General features: G+C 62.7%; 18 protein-coding genes. 4 read left to right on the top strand and 14 right to left on the bottom strand.

Annotated features, from left to right (window positions below; all coding sequences use genetic code 11):
- Nucleotides 1-4 precede the first annotated feature (4 nt).
- The 5 genes from SZ64_RS09440 to SZ64_RS09420 form a co-directional block, all read right to left on the bottom strand.
- The gene (locus SZ64_RS09440; protein ID WP_054530590.1) at nucleotides 5-1,435 is read right to left on the bottom strand and encodes a gamma-aminobutyraldehyde dehydrogenase; all 1,431 of its coding nucleotides are present in this window, start codon (nucleotides 1,433-1,435) and stop codon (nucleotides 5-7) included.
- Nucleotides 1,436-1,544: 109 nt separating this feature from the next.
- Nucleotides 1,545-2,672 (bottom strand): ABC transporter ATP-binding protein, encoded by a 1,128-nt coding sequence (locus SZ64_RS09435; protein ID WP_054530589.1) that lies wholly within the window; start codon nucleotides 2,670-2,672, stop codon nucleotides 1,545-1,547.
- 4 nt (nucleotides 2,673-2,676) lie between these two features.
- Nucleotides 2,677-3,525: an ABC transporter permease gene (locus SZ64_RS09430; protein WP_054530588.1), complete on the bottom strand. Its 849-nt coding sequence runs from the start codon at nucleotides 3,523-3,525 to the stop codon at nucleotides 2,677-2,679.
- Nucleotides 3,522-4,424, bottom strand: coding sequence for an ABC transporter permease (locus tag SZ64_RS09425; RefSeq protein ID WP_054530587.1), 903 nt, complete (start codon nucleotides 4,422-4,424; stop codon nucleotides 3,522-3,524). The genes SZ64_RS09430 and SZ64_RS09425 overlap by 4 nt, the downstream gene beginning before the upstream one ends.
- Nucleotides 4,425-4,461: 37 nt before the next feature.
- Complete coding sequence (locus SZ64_RS09420) at nucleotides 4,462-5,574, bottom strand: spermidine/putrescine ABC transporter substrate-binding protein (RefSeq protein WP_054530586.1); 1,113 nt, start codon at nucleotides 5,572-5,574, stop codon at nucleotides 4,462-4,464.
- Nucleotides 5,575-5,751: 177 nt separating this feature from the next.
- Between SZ64_RS09420 and SZ64_RS09415 the strand changes: the two genes are divergently transcribed.
- Entirely contained in the window at nucleotides 5,752-6,651 is a 900-nt protein-coding gene (locus SZ64_RS09415) for a LysR family transcriptional regulator (protein WP_054530585.1), read from the top strand.
- A gap of 12 nt (nucleotides 6,652-6,663) precedes the next feature.
- Here the strand turns inward: SZ64_RS09415 and SZ64_RS09410 are convergent, their stop codons facing one another.
- From SZ64_RS09410 to SZ64_RS09390, 5 genes are read right to left on the bottom strand one after another with little or no spacing between them, the layout of a single operon-like run.
- The gene (locus tag SZ64_RS09410) at nucleotides 6,664-8,052 is read right to left on the bottom strand and encodes a glutamine synthetase family protein (protein WP_054532181.1); all 1,389 of its coding nucleotides are present in this window, start codon (nucleotides 8,050-8,052) and stop codon (nucleotides 6,664-6,666) included.
- A 5-nt stretch (nucleotides 8,053-8,057) separates the two neighbouring features.
- Nucleotides 8,058-9,404, bottom strand: coding sequence for an aspartate aminotransferase family protein (locus SZ64_RS09405; protein ID WP_054530584.1), 1,347 nt, complete (start codon nucleotides 9,402-9,404; stop codon nucleotides 8,058-8,060).
- Entirely contained in the window at nucleotides 9,401-10,672 is a 1,272-nt protein-coding gene (locus tag SZ64_RS09400) for an FAD-binding oxidoreductase (RefSeq protein ID WP_054530583.1), read from the bottom strand. The genes SZ64_RS09405 and SZ64_RS09400 overlap by 4 nt, the downstream gene beginning before the upstream one ends.
- Before the next feature lies 1 nt (nucleotide 10,673).
- Nucleotides 10,674-12,023, bottom strand: a complete 1,350-nt coding sequence (locus SZ64_RS09395; RefSeq protein WP_054530582.1) for a glutamine synthetase family protein — start codon at nucleotides 12,021-12,023, stop codon at nucleotides 10,674-10,676.
- A 47-nt stretch (nucleotides 12,024-12,070) separates the two neighbouring features.
- Nucleotides 12,071-12,775, bottom strand: coding sequence for a TorF family putative porin (locus SZ64_RS09390; protein ID WP_054530581.1), 705 nt, complete (start codon nucleotides 12,773-12,775; stop codon nucleotides 12,071-12,073).
- Between the two features lie 267 nt (nucleotides 12,776-13,042).
- Here SZ64_RS09390 and SZ64_RS09385 point away from each other — a divergent pair, with 267 nt between their 5' ends.
- Genes SZ64_RS09385 through SZ64_RS09375 form a run of 3 tightly spaced genes read left to right on the top strand, consistent with a single transcriptional unit; the run spans nucleotide 13,043 to nucleotide 17,031 of the window.
- The gene (locus SZ64_RS09385) at nucleotides 13,043-14,359 is read left to right on the top strand and encodes an aspartate aminotransferase family protein (RefSeq protein ID WP_054530580.1); all 1,317 of its coding nucleotides are present in this window, start codon (nucleotides 13,043-13,045) and stop codon (nucleotides 14,357-14,359) included.
- Between the two features lie 36 nt (nucleotides 14,360-14,395).
- Entirely contained in the window at nucleotides 14,396-15,514 is a 1,119-nt protein-coding gene (ald, locus tag SZ64_RS09380) for an alanine dehydrogenase (protein ID WP_054530579.1), read from the top strand.
- A 20-nt stretch (nucleotides 15,515-15,534) separates the two neighbouring features.
- Nucleotides 15,535-17,031, top strand: coding sequence for a CoA-acylating methylmalonate-semialdehyde dehydrogenase (locus tag SZ64_RS09375; protein WP_054530578.1), 1,497 nt, complete (start codon nucleotides 15,535-15,537; stop codon nucleotides 17,029-17,031).
- Nucleotides 17,032-17,200: 169 nt separating this feature from the next.
- Here the strand turns inward: SZ64_RS09375 and pal are convergent, their stop codons facing one another.
- From pal to SZ64_RS09355, 4 genes are all read right to left on the bottom strand, one after another.
- Nucleotides 17,201-17,722: a peptidoglycan-associated lipoprotein Pal gene (pal, locus tag SZ64_RS09370; RefSeq protein WP_054530577.1), complete on the bottom strand. Its 522-nt coding sequence runs from the start codon at nucleotides 17,720-17,722 to the stop codon at nucleotides 17,201-17,203.
- Between the two features lie 124 nt (nucleotides 17,723-17,846).
- Nucleotides 17,847-18,539: a response regulator transcription factor gene (locus SZ64_RS09365; RefSeq protein WP_054530576.1), complete on the bottom strand. Its 693-nt coding sequence runs from the start codon at nucleotides 18,537-18,539 to the stop codon at nucleotides 17,847-17,849.
- On the bottom strand, nucleotides 18,530-19,993 hold the full coding sequence (locus SZ64_RS09360; RefSeq protein ID WP_054530575.1) for an ATP-binding protein: 1,464 nt from the start codon (nucleotides 19,991-19,993) through the stop codon (nucleotides 18,530-18,532). The genes SZ64_RS09365 and SZ64_RS09360 overlap by 10 nt, the downstream gene beginning before the upstream one ends.
- 303 nt (nucleotides 19,994-20,296) lie before the next feature.
- Nucleotides 20,297-21,319: a restriction endonuclease gene (locus SZ64_RS09355; RefSeq protein ID WP_054530574.1), complete on the bottom strand. Its 1,023-nt coding sequence runs from the start codon at nucleotides 21,317-21,319 to the stop codon at nucleotides 20,297-20,299.
- Nucleotides 21,320-21,354 lie beyond the last annotated feature (35 nt).

Here is a 21,354-nt window from a genome sequence, read left to right as displayed (position 1 = left end):
GGGATCAGTGCTTAATCATCACATGGCGCGTCGTCATGTAATGTTCGAGGCAATAGATCGACAGGTCCGAGCCATAGCCGGAACTCTTCACCCCACCATGCGGCATTTCCGTGGCGTTGACCGAATGGGTGTTGATCCACGTCACCCCATATTGGAGCTGCGCGGCGAATTGCGCTGCCTTGCCGACATTGGTGGTCCAGACGGACGAAGCGAGGCCATATTCGCAGTCATTCGCCCAATCGAGCGCCTGTGCATCTTCCGAGAAGCGGGTGACCGATACGACCGGGCCGAAGACTTCCTTCTGCACGATCTCATCCGTATGGCGCGCGCCTGCGATCAGGGTGGGGGCATAGAAGAAGCCCGGCCCTTCAGGCACGTAGCCGCCGGTGACGATCTCTGCCGGAGTATCCGCGGCAGCGCGGGCGACGAAGCCGTCCACACGGTCGCGCTGGCGGGCCGTGATCAGCGGGCCGAGCTGCGTGCCGGCCTCTGCCGGATCGCCCATCGGGATCGCCTCGATGGCTGCCTGCAACTCGGCCACCAGCCGGTCATGCACGGCGGCATGGGCATAGACGCGGCAGGCGGCGGTGCAGTCCTGCCCCGCGTTGTAATAGCCGCCTTCGGCAATGGCGCTGACAGCAGCGGGAATATCCGCATCTTCCAGCACGATCACCGGGGCCTTGCCGCCCAGTTCGAAATGGGTGCGCTTGATGGTGGGGGCTACGGCCTCCAGAATCTTGCGCCCGGTGGCGACATCGCCCGTCAGCGAGACCATGCGCACACGCGGATGGGCGACAAGCTGGGCGCCCACGCTGGAGCCATTGCCGGTCACGACGTTGACAACCCCCTCGGGCAGGAATTCCGCGCAGACCTCCGCCAGCTTCAGCGCGCTGAGCGGCGTGTGTTCGGACGGCTTGAGCACCACGGAATTGCCGGCGGCGATTACCGGGGCGATCTTCCAGCTGGCCATCATCAGCGGATAGTTCCACGGCGCGATGCCCACGCATACGCCCAGCGGATCGCGGCGGAGCATGGACGTATGGCCGGGGCGATATTCGCCCGCAGGCACGCCGGGCACAGTGCGCGCGGCCCCGGCGAAGAAGCGGAACACATCGACCGTGTTGCCCACATCCACTGCGAGAGCCGTGCCGATGGGCTTGCCGCAATTGATCATTTCGATCCGGGCGAATTCTTCGGCCAGTTCCTCGATCCGGTCCGCGATCTTCAGCATCCGGCGCGAGCGTTCGCCCGGCGTCATGCGTGACCAGACGGCGAAAGCCTTCTCCGCAGCGGCCACGGCAATTTCCACCTGTGCCCGGCTGGCGCTGGCAAGGCTGGCGATCTCGCCGCCATTGGCAGGGTTGAACACCTTTTCGGGCGCTTCGTCCCCGTTCACCGGCTGGCCGGCGATGAACTGGCTATACTGGTCTACCATGGGTTCCTGCCTTGCTTATGTCAGGCGAAGTTAGGCTCCGCGCCGCACAGGAGGAAATACGAAAAGAAAAGCGCGGGCCATCGAATTTACCGATAGGCAGCGGGGATGGTCAGGAAAGCAGGACCACCGGGCTGTCTGCGCGCCAGTGCATGGATACGCGATCGTCCCAGGTGAAATCTTCCTGATCCCGGCGGGACAGGTTGGGGCGGGATACGCGCAGCATGGCGCCTGAATCGAGCCGGATGTCATACAGGGTGATGTCGCCCAGATAGCTCATCCCCTTGATCTGCCCGCGCGCGAAATTGTGCCCGTCGGGCGCATCTTCGGCGGCTCCGCGAATGGCGCGGCCTTCGCCAGGCACGTGAAGATAGATCTTCTCTGGCCGGATCGCGACCCACACATCCGCACCATGCGGACCGGTGACGCCGTGATTGAGATAGACCTTGCCGAGTCCCGCGCAATCGACCGAGGCGCGGTCAGGCTCATCGAGTGTAAGCCGGCCCTCGAACAGGTTCACCGAGCCGACGAAGTCCGCCACAAAGCGATTGGCGGGGAATTCGTAAAGGTCGGAAGGTGTGGCAAGCTGGGCCACGTCGCCCTTGTTCATCACTGCGATGCGCCCGGCCATGGACAAGGCCTCGTCCTGATCGTGGGTCACGGTGATGAAGGTAATGCCGACCTGATCCTGCAGATCGGCCAGTTCGAACTGCATCTGGGCGCGGAGCTTGGCATCCAGAGCGGAAAGCGGTTCGTCCAGCAGCAGCACCTTGGGCCGCATGACGAGGCTGCGTGCGAGAGCCACGCGCTGGCGCTGGCCGCCGGAAAGCTGGTTGGGCTTGCGGGCGCCGAACCCGTCAAGTTTCACCAGTGCCAGTGCCTCGGCCACGCGGCTTTCCCGTTCTTCCTTGCCGACACCCGCAATCTTGAGGCCGTAGCCGACATTATCGGCCACGCTCATATGCGGGAACACGGCGTAGGACTGGAACACCATGTTCACCGGCCGCTTGTTGGGCGGCACCTTGGCCATGTCCTGCCCGTCGATCAGGATCTGGCCTTCAGTGGGCATTTCGAACCCGGCGATCATGCGCAGCAGGGTCGTCTTGCCGCAGCCTGACGGGCCAAGCAGTACGAAGAATTCGCCCGGCATGATGTTGAGCGAGACATTGTCGACCGCAGTGACCTGCCCGAAGCGTTTGGACACATTGCGGATCTGGATGATCGGTTGCTTGTCTTCCATGCGATCAGTGACCTTGCGCGATCGTGCCCATGCGGTTCTGCATCTTGAGCGTGATCGTGGTGAGAATGACGGTTAGGGCGATGACCATGGCGGAAGCCGCGTTGACTTCCGGAGTCACCGAGAAGCGGACCATGGAATAGACCTTCACGGGGAAGGTCACGGTGTTCGGCCCCGAAGTGAAGAAGGTGATGACGAAATCGTCGAGGCTGAGCGTGAAGGCCAGCAGCGCGCCCGCCACCAGCCCCGGCTTCATGTGGGGCAGCAGCACATCGCGGAAGGCCTGAAATTCGTTGGCACCCAGATCCTTGGCGGCTTCCTCCTCCTCGCGGTTGAAGCTGGTGAGCCGGGATCGGACCACCATCGTCACGAAGGGGAAGCAGAAGGTGATATGCGCGATAGTGATCGCGCCGAGATTGAACGGCCAGACAAGGTCGCTGGGAAAGCCGATCTTGGCGAAGAACACCAGCATGGCCACGCCCATGCAGATTTCCGGCACTACGATGGGCAGGGCCATCGCGCCTTCTGCCGCGGCCTTCATCGGGAAGCGGAAGCGCCACAGCATCACCGCCGCCAGCGCGCCCAGAATGACGCTGACGATAGTGGCGAGGGCGGCAATGGTGATGGAATTCACCAGCGCTTCCATCAGGCTGTCGTTGTTCAGCGCCTTCTCGTAATATTTGAAGGTGAAGCCGCGCCACACGATGTTGCGGCGGCTGTCGTTGAAGCTGAATGCCACCAGCGTGATCAGCGGTGCGTAAAGGAAGAACAGCACCAGCCCGACCCATGCCCGCATCCACAGGCGGCGGGTATATTCCAGCGGCGCGATGGGCGTGCGCTTGCCGAGGCCGATCATTGGCGCGCCTCCGCCTGGCGCGCTTTCATGGCCTGGAATGCAATGGCGATGAAGGTCGCATACATCAGGATGAAGGACAGGGCCGCGCCGAAGGGCCAGTCATTGGCGCGCTTGAACTGGCGTTCGATCACATTGGCGATCATCTGGCTGTCCGGCCCGCCCAGCAGGTCCGGCGTGAGATAGGCGCCCAGTGCGGGCACGAAGGTGATGATGATGCCGGAAATGATGCCCGGCGCGGCCAGCGGAGCGACGATCATCAGCAGGGTGCGCAAATGCCCGGCGCCCAGATCGAGGCTGGCCTCGATCAGCGATTTGTCGAGCTTGTCCAGCGCGGCATAGAGCGGCAGGACCATGAAGGGCAGGTGGACATAGACCAGCCCGAAGATCACCGCGAAATTGTTGTAGAGCAGGTGCATCGGCTCATAGGCGCCGGGTGGCGGCAGGCCCACCAGTGTCATCAGCCAGCCGAATTTGTCATGCAGCCAGCCGATTGTCTGGTTGGCATAGCCTTCGGTGCGCAGCACGGCCATCAGCGCGTAGGTGCGGATCAGCAGATTGGTCCAGAAGGGCAGCATGATGCCCATCAGCAGCCATGGCTTCCACTTGTCGGTCGCGAAGACGATCGCCAGTGCCACCGGGAAGCCCACGATCAGGCAGATCACCGTGGTGGCCGCCGCCACTAGCACGGACTTCCACAGGATGCCGAGATAGAGCGGCTCCAGCGCGCGGGCATAGTTGGAGAAAGTGCCCGAGATTTCGATCTCGGTCAGGCCCAGATTGGTGCCGAAACTGTAGAGCCAGACTATGCCCAGGGGGGCGAGGAAAAACAGGATGAGCCACGTAAGCGGCGCTGTCGCAATGGTTGCGAACAGTGCCTTGTGGTTCTTCCAGCTCTCCATTCGCGTCCCCCCGGTTGCTGGCTGACTATCTGGTTGCTCAGGCCGCCCGGATGCGGGTGAAGGCCTCTTCGTAAAGCGGCTGGAGCTTCTCGTTGTAGGAAGCGTATTCGCACTTCGCGAGCAGGTCCGCCGGCGGGAAGATTACCGGATTGTTCTTGTAGGAATCCGGCATCAGCGCCTTCGCTGCCGCATTGGGGGTGGGGTAGAGGATCGTTTCGGTGATCTTCTTGCCCACTTCCGCGTCGAGCAGATTGTTGATGAAGGCATGGGCATTCTTCGGATGCGGCGCGCCCTTGGGGATGCACAAAGTATCCGAATTGAGCTGGCTGCCTTCCTTGGGAAGCACGAAGTCGATGTCGTCGTCTTCCGTCATGATCTGGGCGATGTCGCCATTATATTCCAGCACCAGGTCCACTTCGCCGGAAAGCAGCAGATCCTGCCCGTTGTCCTCGTGGAAGGTTTTGATGTTGGGCTTCTGCTTGATCATCATCGCTTCGACCTGCTTGATGATCTCGGGCGTGATCGCATTCACCGAATGGCCCAGATATTTCGCGCCGAGGCGGATCACGTCGCCCGCTTCGGAAAGCAGGGCGATGCGGCCAGCATATTCGGCCGAATCGAACAGATATTTCCAGCTGTCGGGAACGCCTTTCACCTTGGACTTGCGATAGCCGATGCCCAGCGTCAGCCAGGTATAGGGCATGGAGAACTTGCGGCCCGGATCATAGGCGACATCGATGAAGGTGGGATCGATGTTCTTGATGTTCGGGATCTGCGCGTGGTCCAGCGGTTCGATCAGGTCGGACTTGATCATGCGCTCCACGAAATCGTTGGAAGGCACGATCACGTCGAAGCCGGGATTGCCCGCGCGCAGCTTGGCGAACAATTCGTCATTGGTCGCAAACAGGCTCATATTCACTTCGATGCCGCTGGCTTCCTTGAAATCGTCCAGCGTGGTCTCACCGATATAGGTGTCCCAATTGTAGAAGTTGAGCGTAGCCTCTTCGCCAGTCGCGGCCAGCTTGTCGCCGCCAGACTTGCTGCAGGCGGCAAGTCCGCCGAAGCTGATGCCAACTGCCGCGACGCCCAATGCCTGCAGTAGAGAGCGGCGGCCCATCCCTTTACTTGCCGGAAGTTCGAAGTCGTTCATCTGGACTGACCCCTTTTTCGTGCCCGGTTGCGATCCGGTGCTGTTCCCCATGGAAGGGATGCTACCTCAGGTTGAAAATGCTGCAAGTGCACAATTCAGCCCGAGCGAAAATAAGAAACCTCTCTATCGCCTTTCGCGCCAGTCGATTATGCAAAGCGAGAGCTATCGGAAAGACAGATGAACATCACCTTCCGCCAGATTCGCTATTTCATCGCCGTGGCGGAAGCGCGTTCGGTGTCCGGCGGATCGAGCGCGGTGGGGATTTCGCAATCGGCCGTGACGGATGCGATCCGCACGCTGGAACTGGAAACCGGCGTCACCCTGTTCCACCGCCATGCCAAGGGCGTGACGCTGACGCGCGAAGGCAGCCAGTTCCTGCGCCACGCACGCTCCATCGTGGATGCGATCTCCAATCTGGCCGGCGGGGTGGGCAAGGGCGAGGATCATACCGAAGGGCATATCCGCATCGGCGTTACCCCGCTGGTGACCGGCTATTTCCTGTCCGACCTCCTCTCCCGCTTCCAGCGCCTGTTTCCGCGCATCCAGGTCTCTCTGGTGGAGGACAAGCGCGCCTATATCGAACACATGCTGGTCAATGGAGAGCTGGATCTGGCGCTGCTGATCGTCTCCAATCTGGAGCAGAGAAGCGCGATCGACCACGAAGTGCTGTTGCGCAGCGAATGCAGGGCATGGCTTGCCCCGTCACACCCTCTGGCCAATGTGGACGGGCTTTCGCTCGCCCAGTTGGAGAACGATCCGGTCGTGATGCTCTCGCTCGACGAGTTGGAAGGGCTGGTGGAAGGCATCTGGTCGAAATTCGATCATCCGCCCCGCGTGGCGTTCCGCACATCGTCCATGGAGGGGGTGCGCAGCCTTGTCGGCACCGGGGCGGGGATCACCCTGATGCCTGACCTCGTCTATCGCCCATGGAGCCTTGAAGGCGACCGTATCCTGTCAAAACGCACGCGGGAAAGCCTGCCCACGGTGGATATCGGCATCGGCTGGCGCCGCCTGACACGCCATAGCGATGCGGCGAACATGTTCATGGAAACGGCGCATAACCACCGTCGGCAGTGAACGAAGCCAGCCTTATGCGCTGCGCAGATACCAGGCGTAATCCAGTTCGGTCACCTGACCCATGAAGTTCGCCATCTCCACCTGCTTCACGATGGCGTAGTTCTTTACGAAGCGTTCGCCCAGATAGTCCTTCAGCAGGTCAGAATTCTCGAAGGCCTCGATTGCGGCGGCCCAGTGATTGGGCAGGCGCGTTTCGGACGCGGAATCGGCATAGCCATTGCCGACCACGGCCGGGCCGGGATCGATCTTGTTGACGATGCCGTGATGCATCGCGGCCAGCACCGCAGCGGTTGCCAGCGTGGGATGGGCATCCGCCCCGCAGACGCGATGTTCGACATGGCGCGACGGCGGCGGCCCGGCGGGCACCCGCAGGCTGACCGTGCGATTGTTCACCCCCCATGTCGGCGCGACCGGGGCATAGGAATTGGCCTTGAACCGGCGGAAGCTGTTCGCGTTGGGGGCGAAGATCGCCATGGAATCCGCCAGCAGTGCCTTCATGCCGCCAATCGCGTGGCGCAGGAGCGGGGCACCTTCCGGGTCTTCGCTGGCGAAGGCATTGTTGCCCTGCCCGTCGGCCATGGAGATGTGCAGATGCATGCCATTGCCGGCCTGATCGGCAAAGGGCTTGGCCATGAAGGTCGCCTCGAAGCCGTGCTTCATGGCGATGGCCTTCACCAGCCGCTTGTACATCGCCGCCTCGTCCGTGGCGCGCAGGGCGTCGGCCTTGTGGCGCAGGGTCAGTTCGAACTGGCCGGGCGCAAATTCTGAGATGGCGGATTCCAGCGGCAGGCCCTGAACATCGCAAGCGGAATAAAGATCGTCGAAGAAGGGCTTGAATTCCTGCAATTCGCGCAGGCCATAGACTTGGATGTCATCGCTGCGATGGCCGGTCAGCTGCCCGGCGGCAGGCTCGATCTTGCCGCCCTTCACATCGACCAGATAGAATTCCAGCTCCACTGCAACCACCGGAGTGAGGCCGTCCGCCTCCAGCCGGTCGATCACGCGGCCCAGCACATGGCGCGGGTCGAGATCGTTGGGCGTGCCGTCCAACTCGTAGAAGCTGGTGAGGAACTGCGCCGCACGGTCGCCCAGCCAGGGAGCACGTACCAGCGTGCCGGGTACGGGCTTCACATAGCGATCCGCATCGCCATCTTCCCAGACCAGCCCGGTCTCTTCCGTATCGCGCCCGGTAATGTCCACCACCAGCACCGAACCGGGCAGGAAACGGCCGGATTCATACACTGCGATCACCTCATGCTGGCGCAGCCTCTTGCCGCGCGGCACGCCGCACATATTGGTGAAGATGATGTCCACCGCGTCGATATCCGGATTGGCCTTGAAGAAATCATAGGCCTCCGCAGCGGAAGCGATCTTGTTCGAGCTGTAGGGTGGCTTGGTCATCCGGGTCATCCGATCAGTGTCTTGAGGCAATCGTCGAGTACGTCTGCCAGCCGCTCGACCTGGGCTTCGGTCGTATAGGGGCTGACCAGCGTCATATTGTGGAACGGGGCGATAAGCACGCCGCGATTGACGAGGAACAGGTGCAGGGCATGTTCCAGCGGCCCCTGCATCGCCGCGCGGGCCTGCGTACCGTTGCGCGGCGCTTCGGGCGCGCAAATGAACTCGCCGCGAGAGCCGATATGGGTCACGTGCCAGTCAAGGCCGCGCCCTTCGATCACTTCGCGCAGGCGCCGGGCCAGATGGGCGGCCAGCGGCAGCATGTGGGCATAGGCGGCGGGCGTCATCACTTCGGTAAGGCAGGCGCGCATGGCTGCGAGGGCCAGCGCATTGGCCGAAAGGGTGGTGCCGATGCCGGAATGGCCGGTTTCCCCTTCGGCGCGGACCCGTTCCATCCGGTCTGCCACTTCGGCGGTGAAGCCAAATACCGCGCAAGGCACGCCGCCCGCCACCGGCTTGCCGAGGACGAACAGGTCCGGCAGCGGGCCATAGGTGCCGGTATGGCCGCCATAGCCGGAGGAGATGGTATGTGTCTCGTCGAACACCAGCAGGGTGCCGTGGCGCGTACACAGGCCTCGCATGGCTTCCAGATAGCCGGGATCGGGCAGCACCATGCCGACATTGGTGAGCGCCGGTTCGGTCAGGACGCAGGCAATGTCGCCCTTCGCCAGTTCGGCCTCCAGCGCAGCGAGATCGTTGAATTCGATCACGGCAGTATGTTCGCGCACGTCATAGACCTGCCCGACAAGGCTGCGGCGCAGTTCGGGCACGCCGTCTCGCAGATCGACAAATACATCGTCCACCGCGCCGTGATAGCAGCCATTGAACACCAGAATGCGCTTGCGTCCGGTGATGCCCCGGCACCAGCGGATCACCGCGCGATTGGCCTCGCTGGCGCTGGAGGTGACTTGCCAGAAGGGCAGGCGGAACCGCGTTGCCAGCTCATCGGCCACTACCACCGCATCTTCGGAAGGCAGCATATAGGTCAGCCCACGCCCGGCCTGCCGGGCAACCGCCTCGGCAACTGGGGCAGGGGAGTGGCCGAACATGGAGCCGGTGTCGCCAAGGCAGAAATCGTCGAAGCGATTGCCGTCCACGTCCCACAATTCTGCGCCCTGCGCGCGGTCCACGAAGAGCGGGAAGGGCGTGCCCCAGTCGAGCATCCAGTGGAACGGTACGCCCCGGTGCCAGTGCCGCGCGGCCTCCATCGCCAGGGCAGCCGAACGGGGATTGCGCGCCACGAAAAGGTCACGCTCGGCGGCGATCATCGCCTTGATGGAACTGTCGGCGATCATAACCGGTCCTTCAGGGCGTACCACAACATGCCCAGAACATAGAGCGGGTGGCTCAGCAGCGCGCCGCCGGGGAATGGACGCTTGGGCAGGTTGGCGAACATGTCGAATTGCTCGGCCGTTCCGCGCATCGCGTCTGCGATCAGTTCGCCTGCCAGCGTAGTCAGCAGCACGCCGTGGCCGGACCAGCCATGAGCATAGAAGCAATTGCCCAGCCGCCCGAGATCGGGAAGCCGATTGAGTGTGACGCCTACCAGACCGCCCCAGGCATAATCGATCCGCACACCCTGCAATTGCGGGAATACCTGCTCCAGATAGGGCCGAACGAAATTGCGGATGTCGCGTGGCGGCGTGGGGGTATATTTCTCGCCCCCGCCGAAGATCAGGCGATTATCGGCGCTGAGGCGGTAATAGTTCAGCACGAACTTGCTGTCCGATACGGCAGCGCCGGAAGGGATCAGCGCGGCGGCATGTTCGGGAGAGAGGGGCGCTGTTGCGACATTGTAATTGGCAACCGGCATGGTCATCCGGCCAAGGGCCTTGTCGACCGAGGCCATGAAGGCATCGCAGGCCAGCACGCCATGGCTTGCCGAAACCGTGCCCGCCGGCGTCGTGACGATCACCGGGGAGCCGTGATCGACGTCGAGCGCGGGTGTGCCCTCGAATATCCTCACCCCTGCATCCAGCGCAGCCCTGGCCAGGCCCAGTGCATAGTTCAGCGGGTGGAGATGGCCGCCATTCCGGTCATACACCCCGCCGTGATAGATCGGGCTGGCGACAAATTCTTCCACATCGCTCATGCGGACGATGCGTGCGCCTTCATAGCCCAGATTGCGTTCCAGCCAGTCCAGCTCGCGGCGCATGTCATAGAGGTGGCCGGGCTTCGCGGCGGCGTGGAAATGGCCCAGGCGGGGCGCGCAGTCTATGCGGTGGCGCGCGATCCGATCGCGCACCCGGTCACCCGCACGGTTCGCCACAGCCACCAGCCGCCGTGCATTCTCATTGCCGAACTTTTCCGCCAGATCGGCCGCGCCCCAGCGCATGCCGGGGATCATCTGCCCGCCATTGCGGCCCGATGCCCCCCAGCCAATGCGGTTGGCCTCCACCAGAACAACGGAAAATCCGGCCTCTGCCGCATGCAAGGCTGCCGAAAGGCCGGTAAAGCCGCCGCCAACCACCACGACATCCGCCGAAACCTCTCTCGCCAGCGGGGGCTGTTCGGGAAAGGAATTGGCGGTCGCCGCGTAATAGGACGGCGCGTGGTCCGTCACCTTACACCTTCAGCAGCAGATGTTCGCGTTCCCACGAACTGATCACCGATTGATAGGCGAACAGCTCGGTCTCCTTGATCGCGTAGAACAGGTCGAAGAAATCCTCGCCAAGCAGGTTCTTCACCGGGCGGCAATGGCTGAACCGGTCCAGCGCGGCTTCCAGCGTGCGGGGCAGGGTGCGCGCCCTGTTATAGGCGCTGCCGGTGATGGCCTTGGGCGGCTGCATCCGGTCAACCATGCCGATATAGCCGCAGATCAGCGAAGCGGCGATGGCCAGATAGGGATTGGCATCGGCGCCGGGCAGGCGGTTTTCGATCCGGCGATCCTTGTAGCCGGAAACCGGCACGCGCAGGCCGCAGCTGCGATTGTCCGTGCCCCAATGGACATTGATCGGCGCGGCCGTATCGGGTTGCATCCGGCGGAAGGAATTGACGTTGGGCGCGAAGAGCGGGAGCACTTGCGGCATCAGCCGCACCAGCCCTGCGATATGGCTGCGGAACAGGGCACTGTCGCGCCCGTTCTGGGTGGAAAACACGTTCCGCCCCGTATCCACGTCCAGGATCGACTGGTGGATGTGCATGGCGCTGCCCGGTTGGTCGGACATGGGCTTGGCCAGGAAGGTGGCATAGACGCCGTGTTCCAGCGCCACCTGCCGGACGATGCGCTTGAACAGCAGGGCCTGATCGGCCAGCGCCAGCGGATCGCCATGGATGAAGTTCACTTCCAGCTGGGCGGCGCCAGCCTCGTGGATCATCGTATCGATGTTCAGATCGGCCTTTTCGCACCAGTCATAGATCTGTTCGATAATGTCCTCGAACTCGCTCAGTGCCTCAAGTCCGAAGGGCTGGCTGGCGGTTTCCGCGCGGCCCGAACGGCCTGCCGGGGGAACCAGCGGCAAATCCGCGTCGAGGTTTTTGGAAACGAGGTAGAATTCCAGCTCGGGCGCGATCACCGGCCGCCAGCCGCGCTTCTCGTAAAGGGCCAGCACGCGCTTGAGCAGTTGGCGCGGGGCAATCTCGATCGGATGGTCATCCCCATCGAAGGCATCGGCGATGACATAGGCAGTGGGTGTGGCGAAGCCGGGCGCCTCGCGGATAGTGGTCGCGTCGGGGATCAGGACCAGATCGGGATCGTATCCCGGCATGATCCCGTCCATCCCCTCGGGATAATCGCCGGTCACCGTCACCATGAAGACGCTGCCCGGAATGCGCAGGGTCTTGTCGGTCAGGCTCTTGAGGAACTTGTTGGCGGGCAGAACCTTGCCGCGCTGGATGCCGTTCATGTCGGGCACGATGCACTCGACCTCGGCTATCCCTCGTTCCCTGATCCAGCTCGCAATGTCGGTGGTCATGCATATCTCGCGTTGCGGGCGAGGGACATGGCCCCCCGCCCAGGTGCCTAGAATGACTTGCTGATGGAGAATACCGCAGTCGCATCGCCCAGCGAAGTCAGAGAATGGGCGGTGTCCACGTAGTCGAGCGTGGCAGTGAAGCCTGCGCCCATGTCGAAGCTGGCGCCTACCAGCCAGTCCTTCTTGTTGTCGGCAAAGCCGCCGTTCTCATAACCGAAGGTGCCATGCAGGGAGAGGGGCGTGCCCTCGATCGGCACTTCGCCGGAGATGTAGACATAGGTGTTGTCGACATTGCCCAGCGCATCCTGGCTGGGGGCGTAGGCCACGCCCACAGTGATGTCGGCCGGGCCAATGGTGGTGCCGATCGATCCGGTAAACTCGATATAGTTGAAATCGTCATTGCCGGGATAGAGGTAATAGATCGCGCCAATGTCGATGCTGGCACCGCCAAGATCGGTGGCGAAGCCGGCGGAAAGGTCTACTTCCAGATCGTCGGCGCCGTCATCAAGATCGACGTTGGAAAGCCAGGTGCCGGCATAGAAGCCGGATTCATGGGAAACGGTCAGTTCGGCGGTGACTTCCGGATCGTTGCCGGACAGCGAAATGCCGCGGAAGCGATAGTCGGTCAGTGCGGCGATCCCGGCATCCACTTCCCACGCGCCGGAGGATTCCTCCTCATCCTGTGCATAGGCAGTGCCGGGCACAGCGGCGAGCGCGATGGCTGCAACTCCAATCAGTCTGAGCATCTTCATGACATACCCCCTTTATTGGGCCTTCCCCACGGGTGCGGGTTCGGCCGGGTTCTGAAGCGGTGCGCCGGTGCTGTATTGGCGGCCGCCGGTGAAGCGTCATTGTCCCATGCTGTATAGTGTCGGTCATCGGCCGGTTAAGCCAATGGGATTTATTGGGGCTATGGCTATCAGCTTTTCCGATAGGTGAAAACGATGCGAACCGAATAGCGGTTGCCAGCATGGCCGGTTACTGTCCGGCAAAGCCCAAATTCCCACTCAGGAGTCTCCATGAGCGAGCCGAACGACCTTTCTGCATTCTGGATGCCCTTTTCGGATAATCGCGGTTTCAAGGCCAATCCGCGGATGTTCGTGGGGGCAGAGGGGATGCATTACACCGCGGCGGCCGGGCACAAGGTGCTGGATGCCACAGGTGGGCTGTGGTGCGTCAATGCCGGCCATTCCCGACCGGAGATCGTGGAGGCGATCCGCAAGACGGCCGGGGAAATGGACTTCGCGCCAACCTTCCAACTGGGCCATCCGCTGGCGTTCGAGGCGGCGTCGCGCCTTGCGCTGATCATGCCGGAAGGGTTGGACCGGATATTCTTCGTCAATTCCGGTTCCGAATCCGTGGACACGGCGCTGAAAATCGCGCTGGCCTATCAGAAGGCACGCGGGCAGGCCGGCCGCTATCGCTTCATCGGGCGTGAGAGGGCCTATCACGGCGTGGGCTTCGGCGGCATTTCCGTGGGCGGGATCGTGGGCAATCGCCGCCCTTATCCGACCCTGCTGCCCGGCGTGGACCATTTGCGCCACACGCATGATCCGGCGCGCAATTCCTTCACCCGGGGCCAGCCGCTGCATGGGGCGGAACTGGCGGACGATCTGGAACGGCTGATCGCGCTGCACGGGGCGGAGACCATCGCGGCGGTGATCGTGGAACCGGTTTCCGGCTCCACCGGGGTACTTGTGCCGCCGGTCGGTTATCTGAAACGCCTGCGCGAAATTTGCGACAGGCACGATCTGCTGCTGATCTTCGACGAGGTCATCACAGCCTTCGGCCGCGTGGGCAAGGCCACTGCTTCCGAACGCTTCGGCGTCACGCCCGATATCATCACCATGGCCAAGGGGCTGACCAATGCCTCCGTCCCGATGGGGGCAGTGGCAGTGCGGCGCGAAGTTTACGACACCATCGTGAACAGCGCCGCGCCAGGCACGATCGACCTGTTCCATGGCTATACCTATTCGGGCCATCCGCTGGCATCCGCCGCCGCGATTGCCACACTGGGCATCTATGAGCGCGAGGGCCTGTTCGAAAAGGCGATCGAGCTTGAGGACTATTGGGCCGACGGCGTTCATTCGCTGAAAGGCACCCGTCACGTGATCGATTGCCGCAATATCGGCCTGATCGGCGGGATCGAACTGGCATCGCGCCCCGATGCGCCGGGCAGGCGTGCGATGGATGTGTTCCACCGCGCCTTCGACAGCGGGCTGCTGATCCGCGTGACGGGCGACATCATCGCCCTTTCACCGCCGTTGATCCTGGAAAAATCCCACATTGACGAGATCTTCGGCAAGCTGGCCGAAGTGCTCGCGCAAGTAGAGTAGACTGCCCTTCACAAGTCCCGCCAAAGGAGTGCGATCATGATCGTCGGTACGGTTCGCGAGATCAAGAACAACGAATTCCGGGTGGGGCTGACCCCCGAAGGGGCGGAGGAATTGGTCCATTCCGGGCATCACGTGCTGGTGGAAAGCGGCGCTGGGCTGGGCATCGGATCGGCTGACGAGGCCTATGTCCGCGCCGGTGCGGAAATCGTGGCCGAAGCGGCAGAAGTTTTCGCGCGGGCCGAACTGGTGGTGAAAGTGAAGGAGCCGCAGCCGGGCGAGCGGGCCATGCTGCGCGAAGGGCAGATCCTGTTCACATACCTCCACCTCGCGCCCGATCCGCAACAGGCGGCGGACCTGATTGCCAGCGGGGCAGTGTGCATCGCCTATGAAACGGTGACCGACAGTTCCGGCGGGTTGCCGCTGCTCAAGCCGATGAGCCAGGTGGCCGGGCGCATGGCGGTGCAGGCGGGGGCGACCGCGCTTGAAAAGGCCCATGGCGGGCGCGGCGTGCTGCTGGGCGGCGTTCCGGGCGTGCTGCCGGCCAAGGTGGTGGTGATAGGGGGCGGCGTGGTGGGCTTCAACGCTGCGCAGATGGCCGCGGGGCTGGGCGCCGACGTGACCATTCTCGACCGTTCCGCAGAAGTGCTGGAGCGGCTGGGTATCCATTTCGAGGCACGGGCGAAGACGCGCTTTTCCAACAAGGCCAATCTCAGCGCCTGTGTGGCGGAGGCAGATCTGGTTATCGGGGCCGTGCTGATCCCCGGTGCGGAAGCGCCCAAGCTGGTGACGCGCGCCATGCTTCACACGATGAAGCCCGGCGCCGTGCTGGTGGACGTGGCCATCGATCAGGGCGGTTGCTTCGAGACGAGCCACCCGACAACCCATGCCGATCCCACCTATGTGGTGGACGGCATCGTCCATTATTGCGTCGCCAACATGCCCGGCGCCGTGGCGCGCACCTCCACCTATGCGCTGGGCAACGTCACCCTGCCGCATATCCTGCGGCTGGCCGCGCTGGGCTGGCAGGAGGCACTGCGGCGCGATCCCCATCTGCTGGCGGGCCTCAATGTCTGTGCCGGGCAAATCACCTGCCGCCCGGTGGCCGATGCGCTTGGCCTTGCCTATACCGATCCTGCCGACATGCTGGCGGCCTGACAGAAGAAAGACACGCGCGAATGGCCCAGATTACCCATTACATTGCCGGACGCCGGGTGGCGGGCGGCAGCGGACGCAACGCGCCCGTATTCAATCCCGCCACCGGTGAGCAGAGTGGCCGGGTGCCACTGGCTTCGGCGGCGGAAGTGGGTGCGGCGGTGCGCGCCGCCCAGGCCGCCTTTCCGGCCTGGGCGGCCACGCCGCCTCTGCAGCGCGCGCGCATCCTCAATCGCTTCCTGCGCATTCTGGAAGGCCGAGCGGGGGAATTGGCGGCGGTTATCACGGCCGAACATGGCAAGGTGCTGTCTGACGCCTTGGGCGAGGTCCAGCGAGGGTTGGAAGTGGTGGAATTCGCCACTGCAGCACCGCAATTGCTGAAGGGCGAGATCAGCGAAAATGTCGGCCGCGATATCGATAGCCACGCGATCCGCCAGCCCCTGGGCGTAGTGGCGGGGATCACGCCGTTCAACTTCCCGGCTATGGTGCCGATGTGGATGTTTCCCGTGGCGCTGGCCTGCGGCAATTGCTTCATCCTCAAGCCTTCGGAACGGGATCCGTCCGCTTCGCTGCTGATTGCCGAATGGCTGAGCGAAGCAGGCCTTCCGGCAGGCGTGTTCAACGTTGTTCATGGCGACAAGGAGGCGGTGGATGCGCTGCTGACCGATCCGTTGGTCAAGGCGATCAGCTTTGTCGGCTCCACCCCGATTGCCCGCTATATTTACGAGACGGCGGCGCAGAACGGCAAACGCTGTCAGGCGCTGGGCGGGGCGAAGAACCATATGGTGATCCTGCCCGATGCCGATCTGGATCAGGCCTGCGACGCGCTGATGGGCGCGGCCTATGGCTCTGCCGGGGAACGCTGCATGGCGGTGTCTGTCGCCGTGCCGGTGGGCAAGGAAACCGCCGATGCCCTGATCGAAAAGCTTGCCCCGCGCGTGCGCGCGCTCAAGGTGGGGCCGGGGACGGATCCGGAAGCCGAAATGGGGCCTCTGGTCACTGCAGCCCATCGCGACAAGGTGGCAGCCTATATCGACAGCGGCCTTGCCGATGGGGCGAAGCTGGTGGTCGATGGGCGCGGGCTGGAATTGCAGGGCTATGAGGGTGGCTATTTCCTGGGCGGAACCCTGTTCGACGATGTGACGCCGGACATGGCGATCTATCGCGAGGAGATTTTCGGCCCCGTCCTGTCGGTGGTCCGCAGCCCCGATTTCGAAGAAGCGGTGCGGCTGGTGAACGAACATGAATATGGCAATGGCACGGCCATCTTCACGCGCGATGGCGATGCCGCGCGCGAGTTCACCTATCGCATTCAGGCTGGCATGGTGGGCGTGAATGTGCCGATCCCGGTGCCCATGGCATTCCACAGCTTCGGCGGGTGGAAGGCCTCGCTATTCGGCGACCATCACATGCACGGGCCGGAGGGCGTGCGCTTCTACACCCGGCTGAAAACGGTGACGACGCGCTGGCCCAAGGGCATCCGCGCGGGCGCCGAATTCACTATGCCGACCATGAAGTAGGCGTCGGGCCTGCCGGGCCTTGGCACGGATTGGAACCCGCCCGCCCGAACCAGCTTGTCTCAGAAAAACCATGGGGCCGGTGCGCGAAGCACCGGCCCCATTTTGATCCACTGGCCTCCACCCGCGAGGGGCGAGGGTGAAGGCCTGCCAATCTCGGTGAGACGTAAGGTCAGTCGATCGTGATCGTGGCAGCGCGGCGGTTCTGCGCCCATGCCGCTTCGTTCGAACCGAGCGCGACCGGGCGTTCCTTGCCATAGCTGACAACGGACAGGCGCGAAGCGTCGACACCGATGCTGACCAGATAGTTCTTGGCCGCATTAGCGCGGCGTTCGCCCAGCGCGATATTGTAATCGCGCGTGCCGCGTTCGTCGCAATGGCCTTCGATAGTGGCGCGCTTGGCCGGGTAACGCTTCAGCCATTCCGCCTGAGCGCGCAGGGCGGCCATGTCGGTTGCGTCGATGTCGAACTTGTCCGTGTCGAAATAGACAACGTTGCGGCCCTGCATATGCGCCATGAAGTCCGCATTGCTGCCCGGAACCGGGCCAGCCGGTTGTGCAGGGGTGGGCGTGGGCGCCGCTGTGGCTACCGTGGCGGGTGGCGGCGGCAGGTCTTCGACAGTGGCCTTCTTCGAACAGGCGGCAAGGCCGGTGGTCGCGGCGAGGATCAGGCCAAGGCGAATGGCGTTCTTCATGCGTTTTCTCCATGTCCGGCCAGACCGGTGTTGCGTGGTGCGGCCAGTTTCCGACGGCAGGTTAGGCCCGGGCGCCGCAGCGCGTTACCATGGCTTTTTTACACGGGCGGATGTCGGGCTGCGTTCAGTCCGTCAGCGGCGTCGCACCCAGCCTGTAGCCTACGCCCGGCTCGGTCAGAATCAGTTGCGGTTCCGAGGCATCATATTCCAGCTTCTGGCGCAGCAGGGCGACATAGCTGCGCAGATATTGGCTGTCCGCATGGGGATCGTTCCACCCGGCGATCAGCAGTTTGCGATGCGTCACCACCTGCCCGGCATGGCGGCACAGGGTTTCCAGCAGAGCGAATTCCTTGGGGGAAAGGCGGATGTCCTCCCCCAGCAGCCGCACTTCGCGCGTTGCGAAATCCACCAACAGTTCGCGTGAGGCAAAGCGGGCGGCATTGCCCGCATTGCCGATGCCGGTCCGGCGGCCAGCCGCGCGGATACGGGCCAGCAGTTCCTCGATGCCGAAGGGCTTGTTGACGTAATCGTCCGCCCCTTCGTCCAGCGCGCGGACCTTTTCCGTTTCCTGATGGCGCGCGGAAAGGATGATCACGGCGTGGCACAGCTGCTTCAGCTTGCCGATGATTTCCACCCCATCCGCGTCGGGCAGGCCGAGGTCGAGCAGTACCAGATCGAATTGCATCATCTCGGCCGTCTTCAGCGCGCTGGCGGCGGAAGGGGCAGAGGTGATGAAATAGCCCTGCGATTGCAGAACCGGGCTGAGCGCCGTGACGATGGCCGGCTCGTCATCCACCAGCAGAATGTTCATCCCCATGTGCCGACCCGGTCCAGTGCGACATCGGCTAGCGGCAGTTCCACCGCGATCTTCGTGCCGTGCCCTTCGAAATGCGGGCTGACGATGCGGATAGTGCCGCCGAAGGCCTCGGCAAAGCCATTGGCGATGTGCAGACCCAGCCCGTTGCCCTCCCGGTGTGCGGAGGTGCGGGAACGGTAAAACTTGTTGAACACCAGCGGCTGCTCATCCAGCGTGATGCCGGGGCCGAAATCCACGATTTCCAACACGCAATTCCCCGCCGCGCTGGTAATCACGACATAGATTGGCCGGATGCTAGCCCCGTGGAGAATGGCATTCTCGATCAGGTTGAAGATCACCTGTTCCAGCATGGCGGGGTTGGCCTTGACCACTGCGGTATCCAGCTGAATCTGCTTCTCGATCTCCTGCCCGGGATAGGCCTCGCGAATGGCGCCAAGCACCACGCCCAGTATCTCGATCACGTCCACTTCGATGAACAGGAAATCCGGAATGCCCGCCTGAATACGGCCCATGTCGAGCAGATTGGCGGTGTAGCGGTTCAGCTTGCGGCATTGCTGGCTGATCGTATCCAGCATCTTCTCGCGGTCGCTCGGCGTCAGGCTTTTGTCGAAGGATCGCAGGCTGGTGGCGGCGGCCTCGATTGCGGTCAGCGGTGTGCGCAGATCGTGCGAGACGGATGAAAGAATCGCCGTCTTCAGTTCCTCGGATTTTTGCAGTGCGGCGCTCTCGGAAAGGCGTTCCAGCAACTGGCACCGGTCGATGGCAAGGCCCAGAATGATTGCGATGCCTTGCAGGTCCGGCAGGATGATCGGGATATTGGGCCGCCGGTCCAGTTCGAAGCGGACCGTCCCGATGATCCCTTCCGCACCGATCAGGGGCAGGATGCGGAAGCCGGTGTCGGGCAGGGCAGGGTCGATCATGGCGGTACTCATGTCGACATCGCGCGCTAGCGTGATTTCCAGATCGAGCAGGCGCCCGAAGGGCAGGCTGCGCCGGGCAATTCGGGCTACGTCGTCCACCGTGATGGCGCGCTGCAATTCGTCGCTAAGCCTTAGCAAATGGGCGCTCTTTTCCTCCGCGCTGCGAGCCAGCTTCACGCTGTCCTTCAGCCGCCCGGCCATTGCGCCAGAAAGGATCGCGCTGGCATTGAAGGCGATCAACGGGATCCATTCGTCCGCTGAAGGGGTGCTGAAACTGAAGACCGGCTCGCTCAGAAAGAAATTATAGACCAGCGAGGCGGAAAGCGCCGCCGCCAGCCCCCAGGTGAGGCCGGAGCGGGCACCGATGGCCATCACTCCCACCAGATAGATCAGCACGGCACTGATCGGCCGTTCCCACGACTGGGCAAGGTAAGTGCCTGCGGTGGCGAGCGAGAATATCATCACATCGCCCGCCACTGCGTTCCCATCGCGGAAATACCCGATGAAACGTTGCCGCTGTGTCAAATCGACCATTCGCCCGATCTAGCACGGTAATTGAGGCAGGGGGCCTACGAGTTTTTTATACCCGCAATCCCGGCCTTAAAGCCAAAAACCCCGCCGAAGCGAGGTTCCTGCCGATCCGGGATTTGGAACGGTTTCTGTTCGATCATGGCGCAGGCGGCCGCATTTCGGCTAAGCTGACTTCAGGACAGGCACCCCGCGCCAGCCGCTTCCGCTTGCCCCCAATGATGCCCGCATGTGGACTAGGTTCCCCTATTTCATTCGTTCCCCAAACGCCGCGAGGCGGCCCATTGTGACTGCCATCTGGAACGCGCATTAATCCCCAATCAAATCGGGGACATAAATCTGCTTGAGAGGAATCATTGTCCGATAGCGCGGCGAAAGCTGCGAATAGTGCTCAAGGATAAGTTCGACCAGTTCTTCGCCATCAAGCAGTCGAAGGCGCGGCGTATTTCTCTCCCGCACTCGCGCTTGGCGAGAGTAGGAGCCGAGCGTCACGAAGAGCGCGAATTCACCTTCGCCAAGTGTGCCGAGCAATTGGCTCACTTCCGGCTCGCCAACCTGTGATGTCTGGCGCTTGCACTGGATTTTGATGATGGGCGGCTGGAAACCCAGTTCGTCCGTATGTGCGATAACATCCACGCCGCCATCGCCGGACTTTTCGGAAACGCGCGCGGTGTAGCCCATGCATTCCATCAAATGCGCTGTGAAATGCTCGAACTCGTAACCGGTCAGCCCCGAATGGAGCCGACGGATAACGAAGTCCTGGGTGTTCTCTTCCGCCAGCTGCGACGCGTTCTGCGAGGCGACATCGTCGGGGACGGCCTCCTCGTCGGCGGGTTCGCTCTGCTTTGCGGCCTGACTGGGGTCGACCTTGGCGATGAACTCAGCGGCGTGCTCCCGAACCCGGAACAGGGTAATGAAAGAGCCGATTTCATTGAGCGCGGCTTGGGTGAAATTGCTCCGGGGGAAATGCCCTATCCATTCCACGCCGATGAAGTTCGGCAGATCATCGTCGCCCTTTGCATCGTTGGGGGCATGCCATTTTTTCCCGGTGGCGCGTCCAAGGTTCACCATGCGGTTGTGCTTGGACGGATAGATGATGAGGTCGCCAGACTGAATTTCATGGGCGAAACGAAACAGGGTTCCGGCATCGACCGGGATGGAGCCGGGCTTCTTGTCTGGATAGGTTTCGGCCAATGCGGATTTGTATGTCTCGCGATTGGGCGGGAGGGCGAAGATATCGCCTACATGCGGCCAGCCGACACAGGCATAGCCGTGCTCTATGGGATCATCGCCCACCCATTCCGGCATGTGTATGCCCCAGATTTTTGTCATTTCTTTCCCTCGAATGGCCTGCCTGCAATGCAAGA

It is taken from the genome of Erythrobacter sp. SG61-1L (assembly GCF_001305965.1).
Classification (GTDB): Bacteria; Pseudomonadota; Alphaproteobacteria; order Sphingomonadales; family Sphingomonadaceae; genus Andeanibacterium.
The sequence above is the reverse complement of the archived record's forward strand: the minus strand, read 5'-3'. Positions and strand labels throughout refer to the sequence as shown.